Genomic DNA, 22,316 nt, shown 5'->3' on the forward strand with positions numbered 1-22,316 from the left:
CGGGCGTGGCCGCTACGGGTTCAGCAGCCAGGCCGAGTCGTGCCGGGTGAAGCCGATGTGCGGGTAGTAGCCGGTGGCGGCGGGCGCCGAGAGCAGCACGATCTTGGCCGTCGGCGCCTCCTCGCGGGTCGCCTCGATCAGTGCCCGGCCGATGCCCGCGCGCTGGTGCGCGGCGCTCACCGCGATGTCGGACAGATAGGTCACGTAGGAGAAGTCCGAGACACTGCGCGCGATGCCCACGAGTGCGCCGTCGATCCGGCAGGTGACCACCAGATTGGCGTTGCGGACCATGTCCGCCATCCGCTCGGTGTCGGCGACCGGCCGGCGTTCGCCGAGCCCGGAGGACCGGTACACCTCCAGCACCTCCGCCAGATCCAGGGCGGCGCCTTCCTCACGCTTGATGTCCACGCAGGGTTTCCAATCGCTTGAAGAGCACGTCGTGATGGCCGAGAAAACGCTCCGGCTCCAGCGGGCCGATGTCAATTCCCCCGGAGGCGAGGGCGGTGGCGAGATCCCCGTCGCCGGACGCCACGGTGTCGGCGGCGGACTGGATCGCCCGGTAGGCCCGTTCGCGTTCGGTGCCGCCCTCCAGCAGGTCGGCCAGCACCGCCGAGCTGTACACGAGACCGCCGGTGTGGTCGATCGCGGCGCGCATCCGCTCCTTGTCGACCTGAAGCCCCGTCACCAGGTCGGCCGCGGCGGTGGCCTGGTAGTGCGCGACGGTCATCGCGTCCGGCACCGCGACCCGCTCGACGGACGAGTGGGACAGGTCGCGCTCGTGCCACAGCGCTACGTTCTCCAGCGCCATCCCGGCGTAGCCGCGCAGCAGCCGGGCGAGCCCGGTCAGCCGCTCGCCGGTGGTCGGGTTGCGCTTGTGCGGCATGGCGCTGGAGCCCTGGTAGGCGGAGGTCCGCGGCTCCTCCACCTCCCGCACCTCGGTGCGGGAGAGCAACCGCGTCTCCACCGCCAACTGCTCCACGCAGGCACCGAGTACGGCCACCGCCTGGAGCAGCTGGGCGTGCCGGTCGCGCGCCACCACCTGGGAGGGCATCTCCTCCACCCCCAGGCCCAGTTCGCCGCACACATACCGCTCCACGTACGGGTCGATCAGCCCGTAGGTGCCCACCGATCCGGAGATGGTGCCCACCGCCACCGCGGCGCGCGCGTCCGTCAGCCGGCGGGCGCAGCGGTCGATGGCGAAGGCGAACCCGGCGAGCTTGTGGCCGAAGGTGGTGGGCTCCGCGTGCATCCCGTGGGTGCGCCCGACGCAGGGGGTGTCCCAGTGCGCGACGGCCTGGTCCACCAGGGCGGCGCGCAGCCGGGTCACGGCCGTGTGCAGCACGTCGCAGGCGCGGCCCAGGGTGTGGCCGAAGGCGGTGTCCACCAGGTCGTAGCTGGTCATGCCCAGGTGAACCCAGCGGGCCGAGTCGTCGGGGATGTCCTCGCAGTACGCCGCGAGGAAGGACAGGATCTCGTGGTCGCGGGCACGTTCCAGCTCGGCGACCCGGGCGGCGGCCGGCACCCGGGCCCGCTCGATGTCCGCCAGCGCACTGGCGGGGACCGTGCCGAGCCGCGCCTGGGCCCGGGAGGCCAGGACCTCCACCCTCGTCCACGTGGCATAGCGGGCCTGGTCCGTCCACAGCTCCGCCATTTCGGGAAGCGCATAGCGGGATATCATCACCGTACTCCTTCCGCAGGCAATTCTTGCCGGCCGCAGAATAGCGGGGCGCACTGCGGGAGTCGCAGGTCCGGGGCGGGAAGGGGCCGCTTTTTCTCCGTGGTTGCTCTTGTTCAACCGTCGATTTTCCGCAGTTGAACGGGGGGATTCCGGCGCCGCCGCGGCGTTTTTCTCCGCGATTGCGGTCCGGGAATCCGCACCGGGGAGAACACTGGTTGCCCGGCATTCCTTCCAGGCCCTGTAGTGGTGCCGTGTCACTCACCAGCACCGCGACAACCCGGCCCGAGCGGCCCGGTATTCGCGACACCAGGAACGCACTGCTGCGGGACCGCACCACGGTCGCCGGGCAGGTCAGGTCCGCGCTGGCCGCCATCCGTGCCGCCGAGCCCGCCCTCGGGGCGTTCGTGGCGGTGGCCGGGGAGCGCGCGCTCGCCGAGGCCGAGGACGCCGACCGGCTGCTCGCCCGCCTCGGCGAGGCCGCGTTCCGCGACCGCCCGCTGCTCGGGGTCACGGTCGCGGTGAAGGACCTCGTCCAGACCCGGCATCTGCCCACCACCCGCGGCTCGCTGCTGCCCAACCGCCGTCCCGACACCGACCCGCCGGCCGTGGCCCGGCTGCGCGCGGCCGGCGCGATCGTGGTGGGGAAGACCCGCACCTCCGAGTACGGGTGGAGCGCCAGCACGGTCAGCCGGGTGGCGCCGCCCACCCGTAACCCCTGGGCGCCGGACCTGACCGCCGGGGGCTCCAGCGGGGGTTCCGCCGCCGCGGTGGCCGCCGGGCTGTGCACCGCCGCCCTGGGCACCGACGGGGCGGGCTCGATCCGGATCCCCGCCGCTTTCTGCGGCGTGGTCGGGTTCAAACCGACCTTCGGCCGCGTCCCCTATCTGCCGCCGGGCGGCGACCGGCTGGCCCACCTCGGGCCGTTGGCCCGCAGCGTCGCCGACGCCGCCGTGCTGACCGCGGTGATGGCGGGCCCCGATCCCCGCGACCCGGACTCGGCGGCCGTTCCGCCCGCCCGGCCCGCCGGGAGCGGGCCGCTGCGCATCGGCTGGATCGAATTCCCCTACACGGACGGGGCGGTGCGCCGGGTCACCGAGGACGCCCTGCCGGCGCTGGCCGCCCAGGGTCACCGGATCGAACGTCTGGACCTGCCTTTCGCCGACCCGTACGCGGCGCTGGTGGACATCCTGGCCGCCGCCGAGGCCGCCGGTACCGCACCGGGGGACGAGGACCGGTGCGACCCGGGACGGCTGGCGCTGGTGCGGTACGGGCGGACCCTCAGCGGCGCCGCGGTGATCCGCGCCGAGGAGGCCCGGATAGCGCTGCGGGCCCGGTTGGCCGGGCTGATGGAGGACTACGACCTGCTGGCCATGGCGACGGTGCCCGCCGAGCCGTTCTCCGCGCACGCCATCGCCCCGCCCTGGGCCGCGGAGCCGGAGGACCTGCTGTGGCTCGCGTGGACGCCCGCCACCTACCCGTTCAACCTCACCGGCCAGCCCGCCCTGTCCCTGCCCGTCGGCCACACGGCGCGCGGGCTGCCCGTCGGGCTGCAACTCGTCGGCCGGGTCGGCGAGGACGACCTGGTGCTCTCGACCGCAGGCCGGATCGAGGCGGAACTCGGCCTGGCGATGGTGCCGCCCGGCCCGCGACCGAAAGGGGAATGATCGTGATATCGAGGCCATGGTCCCTGCCAGGCGAGGACAGCGGCGTCGGACGCCCCTCGTTCGTGGCCGAGTTCGGCCTGTGGGACGAGCGGCAGGCGGCAGCCGCCGAGCGGATCGCGGTGGCGCTCGCGGAGGTCGACCTGGTGCGGGTCGTCTTCTGCGACCCGCACGGGCTGGCCCGCTCCAAGACGGTGCCCGCCGAGGTTTTCCGCACGGTGCTGCGCAACGGCATGGACTTCAGCGCCGGTCCCTTCCTCTTCGACACCGGACACGCGGTCGCCGTGGACTTCCGCACGGACTCCGGGGTGGGCGTGGACGAACTGCGCGGCGCGGGCGACTTCGTGCTCGTGCCCGACCCGTGCACCTTCCAGGTGCTGCCAGGACCCGGGCCGCGGACCGCCTGGGTGCTCGGGGACGAGTACCTGCGCGACGGCTCGCCGCACCCGCTGTCCACCCGCGGCGTGCTGCGCCGGGTCCTGGCCGAGTACGCCCGGCAGGACCTGGCGCCGGTCATCGGACTGGAGATCGAGTGGTACCTGACCCGCCTGCTGGAGGGGCCGGCCGGCAACGCGGGCAACGGCTTCGGGCTCCAGGGCGACGCCCCGGCCGTCGCGGCCATGAACCCCGGCTACCAGTTCAACCTGGACGCGTACTACGACTCGGTGGCCCATGTCGCCGACCCGCTGGCCGCTCTGCTGAGCGGGCTGGGCCTGCCGCTGCGCACCATCGAGCACGAGTCGGGGCCGGGACAGCTGGAGACCACCTTCGGGCCGATGCTCGCCCAGGACGCGGCGGACGCCATGCTGCTGTTCCGTACCCAGGTCAAGCGGTTCTGCCGGAGCGTGGGACATCACGCGTCGTTCATGACGCTGCCCCGGCTGGACGGCGCGGATTCCAGCGGCTGGCATCTGCACCAGTCCGTGACCAGCACCAAGACGGGCGGCAACGTGTTCCCCGGCGGCGGGCAGGACACCCTCTCGCCCGCCGGGGTGGCCTACGTCGAGGGACTGCTGGCGCGCGGACGGGAGTTCTGTCTGCTGTCGGTGCCGACCGTCAACGGATACCGGCGGCTGGCACCGGAGTTCACCCTCTCCCCCACCACCGCCGACTGGCGCTTCGAGGACCGCGGCGCCATGGTCCGGGTCCTCGGCGGGGACGCGTCGACGCATGCCGAGAACCGGATCGGGGAGCCGTGCGCCAACCCCTATCTGGCCATCGCCTCCCAACTGTCCGCAGGGCTGGAAGGTCTGAACGCCGGGAGCCCCCCGGCAGGCTCGGCCACCGGACCCGGGCACCCCGGTCTGCCGGCGTCCCTGCGCGAGGCGCTGGACGCGTTCCGCGCGAGCGAGCGCGTCACCCGGCTGCTCGGCGCACCGCTGAAGACCTGTCTGACGAGCCTGAAGGAAAGCGAGATCACCCGGTACGACGCCTGGTGCGCGGCCGAGCGGCCCGCCGGTGGCGGGGTGACCGACTGGGAGCACCGCGAGTACTTCGGCGCCTACTGAACCGCATGTCCACCACGGTCCCGACAAGTGAGGAGAACGCCATGTCACGTTACGACTGGGGGAAGACGAACCCCGGCATCGAACGGCTCAAGCAGGCCATCGAGCCGGCCCGGCGCAAGGTGATCGGCCACCCGATCTACCACCGGCTCAACACCAAGGATGCCGTCGTCACCTTCATGGAGCACCACGCCTACGCGGTGTGGGACTTCATGTCGCTGCTGAAGTCCCTGCAGCGCGACCTGACCTGTGTGGACGTGCCGTGGCTGCCGGAGGGCCCCACCGGCAGCCGGCGGCTGATCAACGACATCGTCCTGGTGGAGGAGAGCGACGAGCTGGGCAACGGATTCATCAGCCACTTCGAGCTGTATCTGGACGGGATGCGGCAGGCGGGCGCCGACACCGCGCGGATCGACACCTTCATCGGGCTGCTGCGCGGCGGACGGCAGCCGCTGGCCGCGCTGAAGGAGGCGGACGTGCCGCCTCCCGCCGCCGAGTTCGTGGCCACCACCTGGGACTTCATCGAGAACGCCCCGGTGCACCAGCGGGCCGCGGCCTTCGCGTTCAGCCGCGAGGACCTGATCCCCGACATGTTCGACCAGGTCGCCGCGCTGGGCGCGGAGCACGCCGAACTGTCCACGTTCGTCGACTATCTGCGCCGGCACATCCAGGTGGACAGCGAGGAACACACCCCGATGGCCATGCAGATGCTCGCCGATCTGTGCGGTGACGACGACCGCAAGTGGGCGGAGTGCGAGGAGACCGTCACCACCGCGCTCGCGGCCCGTACCCGGCTGTGGGACGGCATCCTCGGCACCATCCTCGAACGCGCGCGCTGACCGGACCACCCCCGTACGTCCCGGGTCCGCGGCGGCATGGGCCCGGGACCCGCCCCGAAACCGAGGTGAGAGCACGACATGCCGTTGCCCAAGGAGACTTCCCCCGTACCGAACGCCGGGCGCGACGAGCGGATCGCGCGGCGTGCGCGCGGTGACAACTGGCGAAAGCCGCCGCGTCGTATCGAGGCGTCGGAGTGCATCACCTGCGATCTGTGTCTGCGCAACTGCCCCGAGGAGTTCGGCGCGATCTTCGACCGGGGGCTCGATGTGGTCATCGTCCCCGAGCTGTGCTCGGGCTGCCCGGCCTGTGTGCTGGTCTGCCCCATGGACTGCATCTATGTGGACGAGGAGTGGGCGCCCACCGGGGACGTGCTGTGGGACCACGTCCGGCTGACGGCCGGGGAGGCCGCGTCATGACGGTGCCCGCCGGCCGGGAGACCGGGACCTCCCGCAGGGCCGCGCTGGCCAAGGCGCGGATCAGCCGCCGTCCCAGCAGGCTCGGGCAGCGGGCGGGGGCGGCGGCCGGGCCGGACTATCCGGTGGCCGACGACGCCGGGTTCCCCGGCCTGCTGAAGCGGACCTGGCAGCGGGCGCTCGCCGCCCCCGGCCGGGACGAAGCCGTGGACATCCTGCTCACCCTGGACGGACACGTACCGGCCGACGTCCAGCTGCGGGCGCTGCCCGCCGCCGAGGAGACCGCGCTGCGGGTGCTGTACGGCCGGACGTGGCGCGAGCCGGAGCCGCGGGACGCGGCCGGATCCCGGGGGGCCGGGCCGGATCCGGACGCGGTGGCGTTCTCCGGCGAGATCGGCCTGAACACCAGCGGGCGGGTCGTCCTGCGCGTTCCCTCGCAGCCCCCGCTGTCCGGCCGCGAGGATCTGGTGGGCGGCGTCCTGCGGGTGCCCTGGTCGGCTCGTCAGCTGGAGTGCTACCGCGCCGAGTCGGCGCGGGACGCCGCGCGGCTCGCGGAGGCGGTCGGGGACGGCCGGCGGTGGCTGGAGAACGCCGGGCCCGCGGGCCGCGCCGGGATGCTGGCGCTGCTGACGGAGGCGGCCCGCCGAACGGCACCGTTCGCGCTGTACTCCGGTGAGCGGCAGTACACCAACTTCCGGGACCGCAATACGCTCACCGGCAAGACGCTGTGGCCCGGACATCCCGACTGCGCGCTCAGCGCCCTGGAGCGGGTCCCGGTGGATCTGTGGTCGGACAGCGACGTGCTGATGGTGGTCTGTCTCACGCTGCTGGTGCGCTCGGCCGGGTTCGGCCGGATCGAGGAGGCCAACGGCACCCAGCTCACCCCCGGCCACGTGGCGCATCTGCTGGAGCGCACCCGCCGCGGGTACAACGGCGTGGACGGCGGAACACCGGTGCCGCCGGCCGCCTCGCAGCGGGTGGCCGATCTGGCCGCCCTCGCGGAGGCGATCGGCCGACGGCGCCGGGAGATCACCGGTCGCGTCCAGCTGTACCGGGAGATCCACGGGCCGTTGATGCACAAGGTCGAGCGGATCGCCGGGCCGCCCGGCGATCAGGTCCGGCGGATCGAGGCGGAGCTGTGCGCCCGGCTGCGCGAACGCCTCCCGGCCGCCACCGGTGACACGCTCACGGCGCTGGCCGACTCGATCGCCGCGGCACCCGGCTGGCTGGCGGAACCGCACGGCGCCTTCGCGACCGGCCTGGAGTCGCTCGTCCACACCACGGTGGTGGCGGCGACGCAGGCGTTCGGAGCCGACTTCGCGATGAGCCGGGGCATGCGCTCGCTGACCGCGCTGGTCGAGGCGCTGCGCGCGCGGGACTGGTCCACGATCGCGGACTGGGATCTGCCGGACTTCTTCTGCTGCGTGGTGCCGGCGCCGCACGCCCGCCGGTACTTCGGGGACTCCACCGCGGAACTGGCCGACCGGGCGTGGGCCATGTCCGCGCGGATGCAGTACAACTCGTGGCACTTCCTGGTCGGCAATCTGCCGAAGACGCCGGAGGTGGTGGCGAGGGACTACTTCGTGCCGCCCACGATCCCGGACATCGCGCACCACTCCGACCAGCACCACCACGGCCATGTCGCCGCGAAGGTGCGCTACAGCATCCGCAGCCCGCAGGACGTGGAGGTGCTGGGCCGGACATTCCAGGGGTTCGCGGATCTGCGGCTGCTGCGCTGCGAGGGGCGGCCGTTCGGCGAGGCGGAGCTGCTGGCGGCGCACCGGGCCTCGGGGTTCGTCGCGCGGGCCACCGGCCTGGCCGCCGCGCTGGTGGCCGGTGGCGCGGACATCGCGGTGCGGGCGTTCGACAGCCAGTGGCACTGGGACACCATCGCCGGTTAGCGCGGGGCGCGGACACACCAACGCCCGGGGTCCGCCGGCCGATACGGCCGGCGGACCCCGGGCGGACGCGTTGCCGGGGACGGTGCCCGGGTCCGGGTCAGGCCGTCACGGGCTGCGGTGCCGAGCGGGTGTGCACCACCCGGTAGGAGTTCCAGTCGGCGGCGGTGATCAGCGCGTCACGCTTCGCCCGGCCGGCACGCCGGGCCGCGGACTGCTCGGCCTCGGGCAGGTTGCGGTAGGCCTCGAACGCCTCCCGGCCGTCCCACTGGGAGTAGACGACCACGAAGTCGTTGTCCTTTCCGAACGCCGTCAGGGAGCCGTCCTCGGTGCCCCGGGAGCGGACCCCGCGCAGCACGCTCTGGGAGCGGTAACCGGGCACGTCCACCAACCAGCTGTGCGCCGCGCCCACCGTCTCGATCAGGCTCTTCTGGTCGCCCGGCGCCACCCCCAGGACCTCGATGACCGTGTAGTCGTCGCGGTCCGGGGAGAGTTCGGTGGCGTCGCCGAGCGCCGGGTGCCGCTGGGCGCTCTCCACCTCGGTCTGCATGAGCCGGATGAAGGTGGTGATCTCGTGGAACACCGGCACCGTACGGTGCTTGAACTCGGCGCCGTCGTAGCGCGATTCCAGGTCCTGCTTGCCGCGCCACTGAATGAAGTTCGCGGTCCCCATCTTCTGCTGTCCCCGGTGCACGGTGCTGGAGATCCAGCCGGGGAAGTCGGCGGTGTCGACGATGGACCGCATCTCGCGGACGAGGGTGTCCACCCGTTCCGGCGCGTCCGTCTTGAACAGGTTGATCACGGTCAGATGACCGAGTTCGGGATCGATGAAGGGCATGCTCTCCTCGCACTCCTTGTGGTGGTGTCGCCGCCGGTGGGTGGCCGCCGGTGGTGTGGCCGCGGGCTCGGCCCGCTACCCGCGCCCGCTCTCCGCGGGCGCGCCGAACCAGCGCCCGAGTGCCTCTTCGAGACCGGCCGTACCCGACCCGCCGGAGCCGATCCAGGCGACGTAGCCGTCCGGCCGCACCAGCGCGGCCTCGACGTCGGCGAGCGCGCCCGCCGCGGCCTTGCCGGTGACGATGCCGATCCGGTCCCGCCACGGGGCGGCAGCGGCGCGCACCGTCTCGTCGCCCCGCAGGTCGAGCAGCACGCCGCGTCCCTCGTGCAGCAGCTGGAAGGCGGTGGAGGTGCCCGCGGGCAGGTCGCCGGTCAGTTCGGTGTCCGGCAGCCGCCGGCCGAGCAGCGGGTGCTCCCCGTCGCCGGCCGGGTAGCGGATGTCCAGGCCGGTGACCATGCCGACCAGCAGCTTCTGGGCCTCCTCGTGAGCCAGCAGCTCGGTCATCACCTCGCGCAGCGGGTCCAGTTCGTCGCCGCTCAGGTACAGGACGCGCTGGGCCAGGGTGTTGGCCAGGATGCGCGCGCCGACCGGGTGCCGCTCGGCGTGGTAGGTGTCCAGCAGGCCGTCCGGCGCGTGGCCGTGCAGGGTCGCGGCGAGTTTCCAGCCCAGGTTCATGGCGTCGCCGATGCCCGCGCTCATGCCCTGGGCGCCGACCGGCAGATGGATGTGCGCGGCGTCGCCGGCCAGGAAGACCCGGCCCTTGCGGTATTCGGCGGCCTGGCGGCTGGCGTCGGTGGTGAAGCTGGTCCACAGCGGCTTGCCGGCGCTGATGTCCTCGCCGGTGAGCCGGTTCCAGGCGGCGGCGACCTCGGCGAACTCCGGGGCGCCCTCGCCCTTGCGGACGCCGTCGCGCTCGTAGACGACGACCCGGTTCATGTGCGGGCCCATCGGCAGCACCATGACCATGCCGCCCGGCACCCGTTCACCGGAGAACCGCGGGCGCAGCTCGCAGCCGGCCACGTCCGCGAACCACAGCTCGATGGTCGGGTCGGTGCCGGGGAAGTCCACGCCGGCCAGCTTGCGGACGCTGCTGCGCCCGCCGTCGCAGCCGGCGACGTAGCGGGCGCGCAGTTGTCGGGGGCCCTCCGGGGTGGTGACGTCGAGGGTGACGCCGTCCTCGTCCTGGGTGAGCCCGGTGACCTCGTGCTCGCGGTACACCTCGGCGCCCCGCTCGGCGGCCCAGCCGGCCAGAACCCCCTCGGTGAGGGACTGGGGCTTGCCCCGCGCGCCGTACGAACCGCCCTCCACCACCCGGAAGTCGATGGGCAGTCCGCCGAAGTGGCCCATCGGGATGGTGTGCAGTTCGCCGAAGCGCGGCAGCAGGCCGCGCTGGTCGAACTCCTCGATGGCGCGGGCGGAGAACCCCAGGGCACGTGACTGCTTCATGGGTTCGGCCAGCCGGTCCAGCACGATGGTGCGGACGTTGGCCAGGCGCAGTTCTCCGGCGAGCATGAGCCCGGTGGGGCCGCCCCCCACCACGATGACATCGGCGTCAAAGGCTTGCATTTCGCTTCCTACCTTCCGCGTCCAGCAGTGTGGCCACTGCCTGGTCCAGGTCTTCCTCGCTGTCGTCGGCCCAGGCGACGTAGCCGTCGGGACGCAGGAGGAGAGTGGTGATTCCGGGGAGGGAACCGTCTTCGTCGATCGCGTGCCGCACCGGTACGCCGTACCGGCCGAGCCCGTCCGTGTCCGGCCCGTACGGGTCGGGACCGGGTGTGTCGGGGCCGGGTGTGTCGGGGCCGGGTGCCGCAGGGGTGAGCCGGACCAGGACCGGTCGCGGGCCCGTGGTCCGCAGGGGCCCCGTGCCGGTGCGCAGCCGCAGGTGGGCGAGGCGCCGGCCGGTGATCCGGGTGCCGGGCCGGCCGTACCGGTCCTCGAGGTTGGCGGCGGTGGCGGCCAGCTGGGTGTGGACGCCCGGCAGTCCGGTCAGTTCGGTCAGGACGGCGAGCAGCGGATCGGCCGCGGCGCCGCCGAGCAGCAGGAGTTCCTGGGCCGTCACATGGGTCAGGACACGGGCCGCGACCGGGTGCCGCTCCGCGTGGTAGCTGTCGAGCAGGCCGGGTGCGGCCCAGCCGTTGACCGTGGCGGCCAGCTTCCAGCCCAGGTTGACCGCGTCCTGGAGGCCGGTGTTCAGGGCCTGGCCGCCGATCGGCAGGTGCCAGTGCGCGGCGTCGCCGGCCAGCAGCACCCGGCCTCTGCGGTAACGGTCCGCCTGGCCGCGGGCGTTGTCGAAGGCGTCCAGCCACACGGGCGTCCCGCCGGAGATGTCCTCGCCGGTCACCTCGGCCCAGCGCCGTACGACTTCGTCGAAGCCGGGCGGTTCGGTGCGCGCGGTCACCGGCCGGCCTGCGGCGTGCATCATGACGCGGGTCACGCCCTCGCGGGTCGCGGCCACCGCGAGTCCGCCGGGCAGCCGCTCGAACCGGCGGTCCCGGATCCGCACTCCGGTCACATCGGCCCGCAGCAGTTCCCGGGTCGCGGCGGTGGCCGTGACGGGGAATCCGGCCAGCCGGCGCACGGTGCTGCCGGCACCGTCGCAGCCGACCACGTACCGGGCCGCGATCCGGCGTACTCCGCCGGGATCCCTGACCTCGCACATCAGCGGGCCCTCGTCCCCCTCCGGGGCGTCCAGCCCGGTGAGTTCGGTCTCCCGCAGCACCGTGGCGCCCCGTTCCCGGGCCCGTTCGCCCAGCGCGGCCTCGGTCCGGTACTGGGGCACCTTCCACTGGCCGGCGAACGGGCTGTCCAGGCCGGACAGGTCGAGCCCCACCCCGCCGAAGTGGGCGCGTGGCTCGTGTCCGGCGCTGTCGAGCAGCGCGCCGAAGCCGCGTTCGTGCAGCAGCTCGGCCGTGAGCGAGGAGAGCTGCCCGGCCCGCGATTCCGTCATCGGGCGGGCCAGCCGTTCCACAAGGACCACCGGCACCCCGGCCGCCCGCAGTTCGCAGGCGAGCAGCAGTCCGACCGGCCCGGCTCCGACGACGACGACCGGTGCGGCCGTCCCGGGCCGGGTCACGACCTCGGGTGCCCGGTGGCCGAGCCCTCGGCGAAGGACTTCGCGGCGTGCAGGGTGGCCAGGCTGTTGCCGCTGAGGGCCTTGCGGACCATGGTGCGCGCCGTGTCCGCGTCGGCGTCCTGGCCGAGAACCTCGGCGATGCGGGCCGTGTTGATCCGTACGGTGTGCCGCGAGGTGACGGTCACCGCGCCCGCGGTGTGTTCCTCGATCAGCCAGCGTCCGGTGTGCAGGCTCAGCAGCGCGGGCAGGACGTGCTGCTTGTAGACGATGCCGCTGTGCGGACGGCACACCCGGACGGAGCTGGTGGTGTGCACCGAGCCGTCCTTGGTGCTGGTGTCCATCTCCAGGGTCTGCAGGCCCGGGGTGTCCTCGGTGAGCCGCACCCGGGCGACGTGTGGCAGCCGGCGCGGCCACTCCCGGGCCTCGTTGAGGAAGTCGTAGACGTCCTTGGCGCCGCCGTCCACGGTCACCGTGTCCTCGAAGGTGAGCAGCTGGTCGGGTCCGGCGAGTTCGGCCCGGTCGCGCAGGGCCGCCAGTTCGGAGCCGCTGTTGCGGTCGACGGCCCGGCTGATCCAGTCCAGGTCGGCCGGGTCCTCGCTCGCCGCGAAGAAGTCGTGCAGCAGGCGGACCCGGCAGCCGGTGGCGGAGAGCGGTTCCACGATCCACTCCCCGCCCATGCCGCCGACCGGGTGCTGCGAGCGTTCCTGGCGGAAGGTGATGCTGCCGCGTTCCGGGGTGTGCACGCGCTGGGAGGTCCAGGTCTTGGGGGTGCCGTTGGCGGTCGCCCAGAGCCGGATCAGTTCCGTGTTCCCGTTCCGCTCGACGCACTCGGCGTGCACGGTCGGGGGGAAGATCTCGGGCCACTGGTCCACGTCCGCGAGCAGCGCGTACACCTGCTCCGCGGGGGCCGCGACGTCCACCGTGTGTTCCGTTGTGCGCACCGCGCTCGTGGTCACGTGTCTTCTCCTCTGCGTTGCGGAACGGCTAACGGGTGGAGGCGAGGTGGCCGGCGTCGCGGGGTTCTCCGCCGGCCGCGGCCGGTCCGAACCAGCGCTCCAGGGCCTCGGTCAGCCGGCTGTCGCCCGGCGCGGCCCAGGCGATGTAGCCGTCGGGGCGGACGAGCACCGATTCGGTGGCGGCGCCGTGTTCCTCGGGCCCGGCGGGGAAGGCCGTCACCCGCACCACGTCGACCCGGCCGGACCACGGTGCGGCCCGGCGGGCGGTGCGGCCGGAGGCGTCGGCGGTGATGAGGACGCCGCGGGCGGTGTGCAGCAGGCTCGCGCTCCGCTCCCGGCCGCCGTCGGTGAGGGCCAGTTCACGGTCGGGCATCCGGCCGCCGGCCAGCGGGTGGCGGCGCTCGCCGACCTCGTAGCGGATGTCGAACCCACTGACCATGCCGGACAGATGCCGGGCCACCGCCGGTAGGGCGAGCAGCTCGGCCATCACGGTCCGCAGCGGCTCGGCGGGCTTGCCGGTGAGGTTGAGCGTCCCCTGGGCGCGGGTGTTGCGCAACACCCGCTCGCCCACGGGGTGCCGTTCGCTGTGGTAGGTGTCCAGGAGGCCGGCCGGGGCGTGGCCGCGGAGTGTGGCGGCCAGCTTCCAGCCGAGGTTGACGGCGTCCTGCACGCCGATGCTCAGCCCCTGCCCGCCTGCCGGGAGATGGATGTGGGCGGCGTCCCCCGCCAGCAGCACCCGGCCGCGCCGGTACGCGTCGGCCTGGCGGGTGGCGTCGGTGAAGCTGCTGACCCAGCGGGCCCGCCCGCCGTGGATGGAGTCGCCGGTCAGCCGCTGCCAGGCGTCGGCCACATCGCCGAACCCGGCCCGGCGTTCCTTGTCCGGGGGGTTGCCGTTCTCGCACACGATGATGCGGAACCAGTCCTCCTCCACCGGCGCGGCCATCACCATGCCGTTGGGGAGCAGTTCGCCGATCGGCCGCGGCCGGATGTCGCAGCCGGTGACATCGGCCAGGTACATCTCGCGGGTGGCGTCGGAACCGGGGAAGCCGAAGCCGCCGAGCTTCCTGACGGTGCTGTGGCCACCGTCGCAGCCCACCAGATAGCGGGCGGCGATCTCGGCGCGGCCGTCCGGGCCCTCGACGGTGACGGTCACGCCGTCACCGGTGGCGGCCAGACCCGTCATCTCGTAGCCGCGGCGCACCGAGGCGCCCAGCTCCAGCACCCGTTCCTCCAGCATCTCCTCGATGCGGTACTGGGGCGCGCCGCGGACGCCGAAGTGGGAGCCCTCCAGGATCCCGTAGTCGATGGGGATGCCGCCGAAGTGTCCCTGCCGGGTGATCTCGGTGTTCTCCAGCCGTTCCAGCAGTCCGCGCTGCTGGAGGATCTCGGCGGCGCGGGCGGTGAACCCGATGCCGCGCGATTCCCAGCTGCGCTCGGCGCGCCGCTCGACGACGACGACCTCGGCGCCGCCGAGCCTGAGTTCGGCGGCGAGCATCAGACCGGTGGGCCCTGCGCCCACCACGATCACATCTGTATCCACGTGCTGTCCTTCGCTACGAGTGCGGCCGGCGGGCGGTGGTGAACGGGGTGGGCGCCGGGCGTCGGGCGTCGGGCGCTCGGCCGTGGGACACCCGGCGCGGGGCGGCGTCAGACCGGGACGGCCTCGATGACGGAGACGGGCGAGCCGGTGCTCACCGAACCGGTGACCTTCAGGCCGGCCTTGGCGAACAGTTCGGTGTACTGCGGCAGGGTGCGCTCCTTGGCGCCGAGCAGCAGCAGGAGCCACAGGTCGATGATGTTGCCCAGGTGCCGCTCGTTGTTCTCGGTCAGCACGTACTCGATGACCAGCATCTTGCCGCCGGGGGCGATGGCCTCCCGGACGTTCTTCAGCATCGTGACGCAGTCGGACTCCGAGAAGTCGTGCAGGATGTGCTTGAGCACATAGGCGTCCGCGCCCGCCGGGAGTTTGTCGAAATAGCCGCCGGTCTCGACCGTGATCCGGTCCGCCACGCCCGCGTCCTGGAACACCGCCGGGGCGTCCGCGGTGGCGACTTCGGAGTCGAACAGGATGCCGCGCGCATCGGTGGCCTGCTTCAGGATTGCGGAAAGCAGGGTGCCGCGTCCGCCGACGACGTCCACGATGGTCCCGAACGAGGAGAAGTCATAGGCGGCGACGATCGGATCGCATTCCGATTCGGACATGCTGCGCATGCCGCCGAAGAACTCGGCGGCATACTCGGGATTCGACATCAGAAATTCGTAGGCGCCCTGACCGCGCAGCTTCGGCAGGTTGGCCTCACCGGTGCGCACCGAGGACATCAGGTGTCCGAATTCCTCCCAGTGCAGCGGGTTGCTCATCAGCATGGCGAGTCCGCGCATGGAATCCGGGGCGTCCTCGCGCAGCGCCTGGCCCATCGGGGTCAGGGCGTAGGCACCGTCGGGCTGGAAAGTGAAGACCGAATAGCCGGAGAGCGTGCGCAGCAGCCGGTGGGTCGCCTCCGGGTCGGAACCGACCCGCTTGGCGATTTCCGTGGCCGGCAGCGGGCCTTCGGCGAGGACGTCGGCAATGCCGAGCCGGGCCGCGACGGAGATCGCCTGGGTTATCACCGATCCCTGAATCAGATCGAGCAGCGAGTAGGCGGCGGTCAGGTCACGCGCAGCGGGCCCTGTGGGCATGGGATTACCTCCGGAATTCGTGTCCTCGGGATGCCCGACGATAGGACGGCCCCCTGCCGCCCACAACTTTCCGTTTTGCCGCCGCTCCTCAGTTGAACGCGCTTTCCGGGATTCAGTGGTGGGGCCGCCATAACGCTCTCTACTGTCTTGACACGGCACGCCCCAATGACCCTGGAGGTATCGAGTGTCGGACAATGTGGATCTGTGGGCGCTGAGTGACTTGGCGACCCCCTGGAGCCTGCGCGTGGCGGTGACCCTGGGCGTCGCCGAGCACATGGCACAGGGCGTCACGGAGGTGGGCGAACTGGCCCGGAAGGTCGGCTGTCACGGCGAGTCCCTGGCCCGGGTGCTGCGTCATCTGGCCGGTAAGGGCCTGTTCGAGGAGCCGGCCGAGAACCGGTTCACCCTGAATGAGGCGTCCCGGATCTTCCTCGAGCCGGGCCCGCTGCGCGGCGGTCTCCACCTCGACGGCCACGGCGGCCGGATCGCCGGGGCCTGGACCGGTCTGCTGGAGGCGGTGCGCACCGGACGTCCCACCTACGGGTCGGTGTACGGGCTGCCGTTCTGGGAGGACCTGGACGCCCATCCCGGTCTCGCGGACAGCTATGACGCGATGATGGTCGAGGGCCGCCATGTGCCGGACCCGGCGATCCTGGTCCACGACGACTGGGAGGACGTCGGTCATGTGGTCGATGTCGGCGGCGGCACCGGCGCGATGCTGGCCGGCATCCTGCGCGCGCGCCCCGGGGTACGCGGCACGCTGGTCGATCTGCCCCGCACCGTGGCCCGTTCGGCGGAGATCCTCGGTCCGGCGGGGGTGGCCGACCGGGTCACCGTCAGCCCGCAGAGCTTCTTCGAGCCGCTGCCGGCCGGGGCCGATGTGTATCTGATCCAGTCGGTGCTGCTGGACTGGCCGGACGAGGAGGCCACACGGCTGCTGCGCCGGTGCGCCGAGGCCGCCGCTCCGCACGGGCGGGTCGTGGTGGTCGGCGGGGTCTCCGCGGACCGGGCGGCCGGCAAGGGCGGGCTGCTGCTGATGGTGATGACCGGCGGGCGCCCGCGCAGTCTGGAGGAGTTCCGGGTGCTGGCGGCCGAGGCCGGTCTGAGGGTCTCGGCTCACGGCGAGGGGCCCTCGGGGCACTTCATCATCGAGAGCCGTCCCAGCTGAACACCCGGCGGGCGGGCCCCGGTTCGTTCGACTGCTCATCGGGCGCAGTCGAACGAACCGGGCCCGCCCGTCCCTGTCCGCGACCGCCCTCTCACGGGAAGCGCCCGCAGTCATGAAGATCCTGTTCCTCATCACCGGCAGCCATGTGACGCTGTCCGCCGTCGCGCCGCTGGTGACCGCCGCACAGAACGCCGGCCATCAGGTGCTGCTGGCGACCAACGAGCCGCTCATGCCGGCCGCCGAGGCCATCGGGGTGCCCACGGTCTGCGTCATGGCCGAACCCATCCGGCACTTCATGCCGGCCGCCGGCCCCGAGGGCCACGACCTTGATCCGCAGGACGAGTTGACCACCACCGGACACGGGCTGGCCACCTTGGCCACCACCGTGCTGCCCACCCTGCTGGAGCTGGCCGCGCACTGGCCGCCCGACCTGGTCGTGGGCAGTTCGATGAGTTACGCGGCGGGGCTGCTCGCCGCCCGGCTGAAGGTGCCCTGTGTCCGGCACGCCGAGTATCTGGCGATCCCGGTCGCCGGCATCGACCGGGGGGCGGCCGAGGGCCTGCGGCCCGCTCTGGAGGGGCTGGGGCTGACCGGCCTGCCGGAGCCGGACCTGTTCGTGGATGTGTGCCCGCCGTCCCTGAGCCCGCCCGCGGTGACCGCCGCGCGCCCGCTCCCGATGCGCTACATCCCGCGCAACCCCCAACGCCGCCTGGAGAGCTGGATGTACACCCGTCCGGTGGGACGGCCGCGGGTGCTGATCACCTCCGGCACCCACTTCCGGATGCTGCCGGGTGACGCGGTGCGCCGGCTGGTGGCCGGTCTGGCCGGAGAGGGGGCGGAGGTGCTGATCGCGGCGCCCGAGGACGCGGCCCGTGAGCTGGCCGGCGGGCTGCGGGACGTCCGCATCGGGTGGCTTCCGCTGGACGCCGTGGCCCCCACCTGCGATCTCGCCGTGACCCATGGCGGTGCCACCACCGCCATGACGATGATGGCCTGCGGCGTTCCGCAGCTGCTCATGCCACCCAACACCCATACCCGGCTGATCGCGAAGGCGTTGTCGGACTACGGCGCCGCCCGCACCGTGATGCCGGACGAACACCCCGGACGCGATCCGGGTGACCTGGTCGCCGACGGCTGCCGGGACATCCTCGCCACGCCGGGGTTCGCCCGGCGTGCCCGTGCCCTGGCCGGGGAGATGGCCGGGCTCCCCTCGCCCGCCGATGTGGTGCGCACCCTGGAGGTGTTGCCGCAACAGGCTTGAAATTAAACGGACTTGATGAGTCCATCCGTGCAGGGGAAGTGGACACGCCCGGTTCCGCCGTGGTTGTGTTCCGGCCAACCCCCCACACCGATATTCCGATCTTCGGGCCCGTTGCCGGGCCCGCGCTCGATGACGGGGGCACGGATGAAGAAACTTGTCGTGACGTCGGCGGCCGTGGCGGTCGTCCTGGCGGGGGCGTCGGTGGTGATCGCCCAGACCGACCGCTCCGGACCGCCGGCCGCCACCATGACCTGGTCGCCCTGTCCCGAGGACGACCCGATCATGGAGGACTACCTCGCCGGCCTGGAATGCGGCTCGCTCCAGGTGCCGCTGGACCACTCCGACCCAGGTGGCGAGCAGATCACCCTGGAGCTCACCCGGGCGTCCCACACCGTGCCGCCCGAGGAGTACCAGGGAGTCGTCCTGGTCAACCGCGGCCTGTGGCCCGGCGCCATCGGGCGGGACCTGCCCACCCGGTTCGCCGACGGCTCCACCGGGCTGCCGCAGGAGGTGGGCGCCGCCTACGACTGGATCGGCTTCGACCCGCGCGGGGTCGGGGCCAGCGAACCGCGGGTCACCTGCGACCCCGACTACCTCTACCCGGAACAGGCGAGGCCGGACTACGTCCCGCACACCGCCGCACAGCAGCAGCAGTGGCTGGACCGGGCCGAGGCGTTCGCCGACAGCTGCGGCAGCGCGTACGGCGATGTCCTGGAGCACCTCGGCACCAAGGACACCGCACATGATCTGGACCTGGTCCGCCAGGCGCTGGGCGAGGAGCGGATCAGCTACCTCGGCTACTCGTACGGCACCTATCTGGGCTCCGTCTACGCCTCGCTGTACCCGGATCGGGTGCACAGGATGGTGCTGGACAGCGTGATGGGCCCCGGCAGCATCGGCTACCAGGGTTCCCTGGAACAGAACGTCGCCTTCCAGGAGCGCGCCGGGCTCTGGTTCGACTGGATAGCCGGGTACGACGACGTCTACCAGCTGGGCAGCACCCGCGAGGAGGTCGAGGCCAACTACTACCGGGGCATGGACATGCTCCGTGACGCACCGATCGACGGGCTGATCGGCGCGGCCGAGTACAACGACGTCTTCATCGTCAACGCGTACCGCACCTACATCTGGAGCTACCACGCCGGCGTGCTCGCCGACTGGGTGCGGCGCGAGGACCCCTCCGGGCTGCGGGACAACTACATGCCCGGGGACTACCCCGCGCAGAACTCCTACGCCATGCAGGCGGCGATCCAGTGCCGTGACTCGGCCTGGCCGCGGGAGTGGCAGCAGTGGCAGGACGATCACACCCGCCAGTACGAGGCGGGCGACCGGTTCATGACCTGGCACAACGCCTGGTACAACGCCCCCTGCGCGTTCTGGCCCGTGCCCGCCGACACACCGCAGGAGATCGGCGCCGACGGCGTGGGCATGCTGCTGCTCCAGGCGGAGAACGACGCGGCCACCCCGGTCGCCGGCGCACACGAGGTGCACGAGCTGTTCCCGGACTCCCGGTTCGTCCTGGAACGCGGCGGCAACTTCCACGGCACGTCCCTGACCGCCAACGCCAACGCCTGCATGAACGACTGGGTGGCAGGCTATCTGCGGGACGGCACCCTGCCGGACGCGGCGGACGGCCCCGACGCGTACTGCGAGGCGAGCCCGCCCCCGGAGCCGGACCCGGAAACCTCCTGAGGGGGAACACGACGGCAGCGGCCGGGGCCGCGGCGGGCACCATCCGCCGCGGCCCCGGCCCTCCGGGCGGCGACGGTCAGCCGGTGCCCTTGCCGTCGACGGTGGCCTCGGGGAATTCCAGCTCGGGGTCGCCGGAGAGCACCGCCCGGTGCAGCCGCCGCAGATTCGGCGACGGCTCCAGGCCCAGCTCGTTCACCAGCGTCTCGCGCAGCCGCTGGTAGGCCTCCAGCGCCCGCCAGGCACCGCCCGAACGGTGCAGGGCCAGCATGAGCTGGGCGCAGAAATTCTCGTGCATCGGATGGCGTGCGGTCAGCACCTGCAGCTCGGGGACGAGTTCACGATGCCGGCCCAGCCGCAGATCGGCGTCGATGCGCCGCTCCAGGGCCGCCATCCGGTTCTCCTCCATGCGCAGCACCTCCAGTTCGAGCACGCTGCCGACTCGCACGTCCACCAGCGCGGGACCGCGCCACAGGCCCAGAGCCCGCCCCAGGAGGTCGGACGCGGAGCCGAAGTCCTCGTCCGCGAAGGCGGACCTGCCCGATCTCAGCAGGGTGTCGAACTCCTGGGCGTCGACCAGGCCGGTGCCCACGTCGAGCAGGTATCCACCGTGCTGCGTCACCAGCACGTCCTTGGGACATCGGCCCGGCTGGCCGACGAGACCGGCCGCGATGTGGCGGCGCAACTGCAGGATGTACGTCTGAAGCGTGGTGGCCGCGCTGCGCGGGACCTCGGAGCCCCACACCTCCTCCACCAGGGTGGGTACCGTCACCACGTGGCCCGCCTGGAGGGCGAGCACCGCCAGGATCTGCCGCGGCTTGGTGGCGCTCGGCACCAAGGACACCCCGCGTTCATGGGCGGTCAGCGGCCCTAGTACGTTGATCTCCATCTCGCCCAGTCCCCCTTCGCTCCCGCCGACCGGAGACCGGCCGACGGGTGTCGTCGCTTGAGCCGTGGTGATCCTGCGCCCGGCGCGCCGGGGGCGCCCAGGGATCTCGTCACGATTACAACCATGAAGGTTTCATGGTCGAGCCGTGCACTTCTCACTGCCCGTTCCGGAGCGATACGGCCCAGAATCGAGCAGCGGCCCCGCCCTCGGAGCACCCGCCGCACAGAACCGGAAGGGAAGCCTCCGATGACCACGTTCCGCGGCACGTCGTTCCGCCTCCCACCCCCCGCCGCACCGTCCGCGCCGGCACCCGGCGACCCGTCCGGGAGCCCTCGGCGCCGGAGCCCGCTTCCCTGTCGGCAGACCGATTAATCGCCTTCTTCCTTCTTCCTTCGGTTCGAGACAGCTCGTTACTCTGGACGAGGCCTACGCACATGGGCCCACCTGAACCACCGGTTCGGCGCGGTCTCATTGGGGGGAAGCTTGGTGAACGGGGAAGTTGACCATGCCGTCGGCTCGGCCGGCGGCCACAGGGACACTTTCTGGACCGGGCGCACAGCCGGCGGTCCCGCCACCAACCGGCCGATGCCGACCCTGCCGTTGCCCGCTCCGAGGACGGCGCGTGCCTTCACCGCCTTCGCCCTGTTCAGTCTGGCCACCATCGCCTTCATGAACGTGCACTGGGCAGGCGCGTCCAACGGCGCCTACGTCATCTGTGTGGTGCTCGCCCTGATCGCCATCGGGGTGTCCTTCCTGGTCACCTCACCCCAGGCACCGGGCTGGCCACCGGCCCACCGCTGTCTCGCCCTCGGTGTGCAGGCCGTGGCGACCCATCTGCCCTTCGCCATCTTCGAGATCAGCTGGGGCAGCATGGGCGGACCGCTGGCGGGTGCCGTTCTGTACCTGCTGCCCCTGCGGGTCGCCCTGCCGCTGTTCGGTCTGATCGTCTCCGCCCAGGTGGCGATGGGGATCATCGGCGGGCACGGCATCCTGCGCACCGTCTATCTGGGGCTCGTCACCGCGTACGTCGGGGTCCTCCTCTACGGCCTCGCCCGGCTCACCTCCCTGGTGCTCTGGCTCGACTCCTCCCGGGACGAGCGCGCCCACGCGGCGGTGCGCAGGGAACGGCAGCGCTTCTCCCGGGATCTGCACGATCTGCTGGGGTGCAGCCTGTCCGCCATCACCCTCAAGGCGGAGCTGGTGCGCCGGCTCCTGCCCGAACGCCCAGACCGGGCGGGGCAGGAGGTCGCGGGCGTCCTCACCATCGCCCGCCAGGCACTGACCGATGTCCGGCTGGTGGCCAGCGGCTACGGGGAGCTCAGCGTCAGGTCCGAGATGGCGTCGGTGGAGGACATCCTCGTCGCCGCCGATGTCCGCGCCCGTACCCGGGTGGACTGCGGCCCGCTGCACCCGCTCCTGGACACCGTGCTCGCCACCGCCCTGCGCGAGGGCATCACCAACATCCTGCGGTACAGCCGTCCCCGGGAGGTCAGCATCACGGCCACCCGGCAGGGCGGAACGGTGCGGCTGACCATGGTCAACGACGGAGTGGGCGGCAAGGCCCACATTCTGGGCAGCGGACCCGGCGGCCACGGCCTGAGCAATCTGCGGACGCGTCTGGAGTCGATCGGCGGCAGCTTCCGGGCCGGGCTCGCCGCCGACGGCAGGTTCATCCTCTGCGCGGAGGCGCCGGCCGATCCGGTGCTCGCCCGACCACCCGGCGACCACCTCTCGATGCAGGCCGCCCCGTGACACAGACGATCCATTCCCA

Annotated in this window: 18 protein-coding genes; 9 read left to right on the plus strand and 9 right to left on the minus strand. The window is 72.3% G+C overall.

What is annotated here, in order from left to right; translation table 11 throughout:
* Positions 1-12 precede the first annotated feature (12 nt).
* Both H7827_RS09900 and purB read right to left on the minus strand, forming a co-directional pair.
* Positions 13-408 (minus strand): GNAT family N-acetyltransferase, encoded by a 396-nt coding sequence (locus H7827_RS09900; protein WP_432744229.1) that lies wholly within the window; start codon positions 406-408, stop codon positions 13-15.
* A complete protein-coding gene (gene purB, locus H7827_RS09905) occupies positions 392-1,678 on the minus strand; it encodes an adenylosuccinate lyase (RefSeq protein ID WP_432744231.1) in 1,287 nt (428 codons plus the stop codon). The genes H7827_RS09900 and purB overlap by 17 nt, the downstream gene beginning before the upstream one ends.
* A 251-nt stretch (positions 1,679-1,929) precedes the next feature.
* Between purB and H7827_RS09910 the strand changes: the two genes are divergently transcribed.
* From H7827_RS09910 to H7827_RS09930, 5 genes are all read left to right on the plus strand, one after another.
* On the plus strand, positions 1,930-3,342 hold the full coding sequence (locus H7827_RS09910) for an amidase (protein ID WP_432744233.1): 1,413 nt from the start codon (positions 1,930-1,932) through the stop codon (positions 3,340-3,342).
* Positions 3,339-4,847 carry a glutamine synthetase gene (locus H7827_RS09915; protein WP_432744235.1) on the plus strand — a complete coding sequence of 503 codons (1,509 nt, stop codon included), beginning with the start codon at positions 3,339-3,341 and terminating at the stop codon, positions 4,845-4,847. Before H7827_RS09910 ends, H7827_RS09915 begins: the two co-directional genes overlap by 4 nt.
* Before the next feature lie 41 nt (positions 4,848-4,888).
* Entirely contained in the window at positions 4,889-5,683 is a 795-nt protein-coding gene (locus H7827_RS09920) for a DUF3050 domain-containing protein (protein WP_432744237.1), read from the plus strand.
* 78 nt (positions 5,684-5,761) lie between these two features.
* Positions 5,762-6,100 carry a 4Fe-4S dicluster domain-containing protein gene (locus H7827_RS09925; protein WP_386534982.1) on the plus strand — a complete coding sequence of 113 codons (339 nt, stop codon included), beginning with the start codon at positions 5,762-5,764 and terminating at the stop codon, positions 6,098-6,100.
* Positions 6,097-7,998, plus strand: coding sequence for a hypothetical protein (locus H7827_RS09930; RefSeq protein WP_432744239.1), 1,902 nt, complete (start codon positions 6,097-6,099; stop codon positions 7,996-7,998). The genes H7827_RS09925 and H7827_RS09930 overlap by 4 nt, the downstream gene beginning before the upstream one ends.
* Positions 7,999-8,095: 97 nt before the next feature.
* Here H7827_RS09930 and H7827_RS09935 read toward each other — a convergent pair whose 3' ends face one another.
* The 6 genes from H7827_RS09935 to H7827_RS09960 form a co-directional block, all read right to left on the minus strand.
* On the minus strand, positions 8,096-8,833 hold the full coding sequence (locus tag H7827_RS09935) for an antibiotic biosynthesis monooxygenase family protein (RefSeq protein ID WP_432744240.1): 738 nt from the start codon (positions 8,831-8,833) through the stop codon (positions 8,096-8,098).
* 75 nt (positions 8,834-8,908) lie between these two features.
* A complete protein-coding gene (locus tag H7827_RS09940) occupies positions 8,909-10,399 on the minus strand; it encodes an FAD-dependent monooxygenase (RefSeq protein WP_432744241.1) in 1,491 nt (496 codons plus the stop codon).
* On the minus strand, positions 10,386-11,906 hold the full coding sequence (locus H7827_RS09945) for an FAD-dependent monooxygenase (protein ID WP_432744243.1): 1,521 nt from the start codon (positions 11,904-11,906) through the stop codon (positions 10,386-10,388). Before H7827_RS09945 ends, H7827_RS09940 begins: the two co-directional genes overlap by 14 nt.
* Positions 11,903-12,862, minus strand: a complete 960-nt coding sequence (locus tag H7827_RS09950) for an aromatase/cyclase (protein WP_432744245.1) — start codon at positions 12,860-12,862, stop codon at positions 11,903-11,905. Before H7827_RS09950 ends, H7827_RS09945 begins: the two co-directional genes overlap by 4 nt.
* A gap of 28 nt (positions 12,863-12,890) precedes the next feature.
* Entirely contained in the window at positions 12,891-14,402 is a 1,512-nt protein-coding gene (locus tag H7827_RS09955) for an FAD-dependent monooxygenase (RefSeq protein WP_432744247.1), read from the minus strand.
* Positions 14,403-14,509: 107 nt separating this feature from the next.
* Positions 14,510-15,538, minus strand: coding sequence for a methyltransferase (locus tag H7827_RS09960; protein ID WP_432744249.1), 1,029 nt, complete (start codon positions 15,536-15,538; stop codon positions 14,510-14,512).
* Between the two features lie 184 nt (positions 15,539-15,722).
* On the opposite strand from H7827_RS09960, the gene H7827_RS09965 reads away from it, so the two are divergent.
* From H7827_RS09965 to H7827_RS09975, 3 genes are all read left to right on the plus strand, one after another.
* Entirely contained in the window at positions 15,723-16,706 is a 984-nt protein-coding gene (locus H7827_RS09965; protein ID WP_432744251.1) for a methyltransferase, read from the plus strand.
* A gap of 112 nt (positions 16,707-16,818) precedes the next feature.
* On the plus strand, positions 16,819-17,967 hold the full coding sequence (locus tag H7827_RS09970; protein WP_432744253.1) for a nucleotide disphospho-sugar-binding domain-containing protein: 1,149 nt from the start codon (positions 16,819-16,821) through the stop codon (positions 17,965-17,967).
* Between the two features lie 159 nt (positions 17,968-18,126).
* Complete coding sequence (locus H7827_RS09975) at positions 18,127-19,659, plus strand: alpha/beta hydrolase (protein ID WP_432744255.1); 1,533 nt, start codon at positions 18,127-18,129, stop codon at positions 19,657-19,659.
* 76 nt (positions 19,660-19,735) lie between these two features.
* On the opposite strand, the gene H7827_RS09980 is transcribed toward H7827_RS09975, so the two are convergent.
* Positions 19,736-20,545: an AfsR/SARP family transcriptional regulator gene (locus H7827_RS09980; protein ID WP_386540711.1), complete on the minus strand. Its 810-nt coding sequence runs from the start codon at positions 20,543-20,545 to the stop codon at positions 19,736-19,738.
* Positions 20,546-21,130: 585 nt separating this feature from the next.
* On the opposite strand from H7827_RS09980, the gene H7827_RS09985 reads away from it, so the two are divergent.
* Positions 21,131-22,297, plus strand: coding sequence for a sensor histidine kinase (locus H7827_RS09985; protein WP_432744257.1), 1,167 nt, complete (start codon positions 21,131-21,133; stop codon positions 22,295-22,297).
* Positions 22,298-22,316 lie beyond the last annotated feature (19 nt).

This window comes from Streptomyces sp. JH002 (assembly GCF_050916115.1).
GTDB classification, from domain to species: Bacteria; Actinomycetota; Actinomycetes; order Streptomycetales; family Streptomycetaceae; genus Streptomyces; species Streptomyces xiamenensis.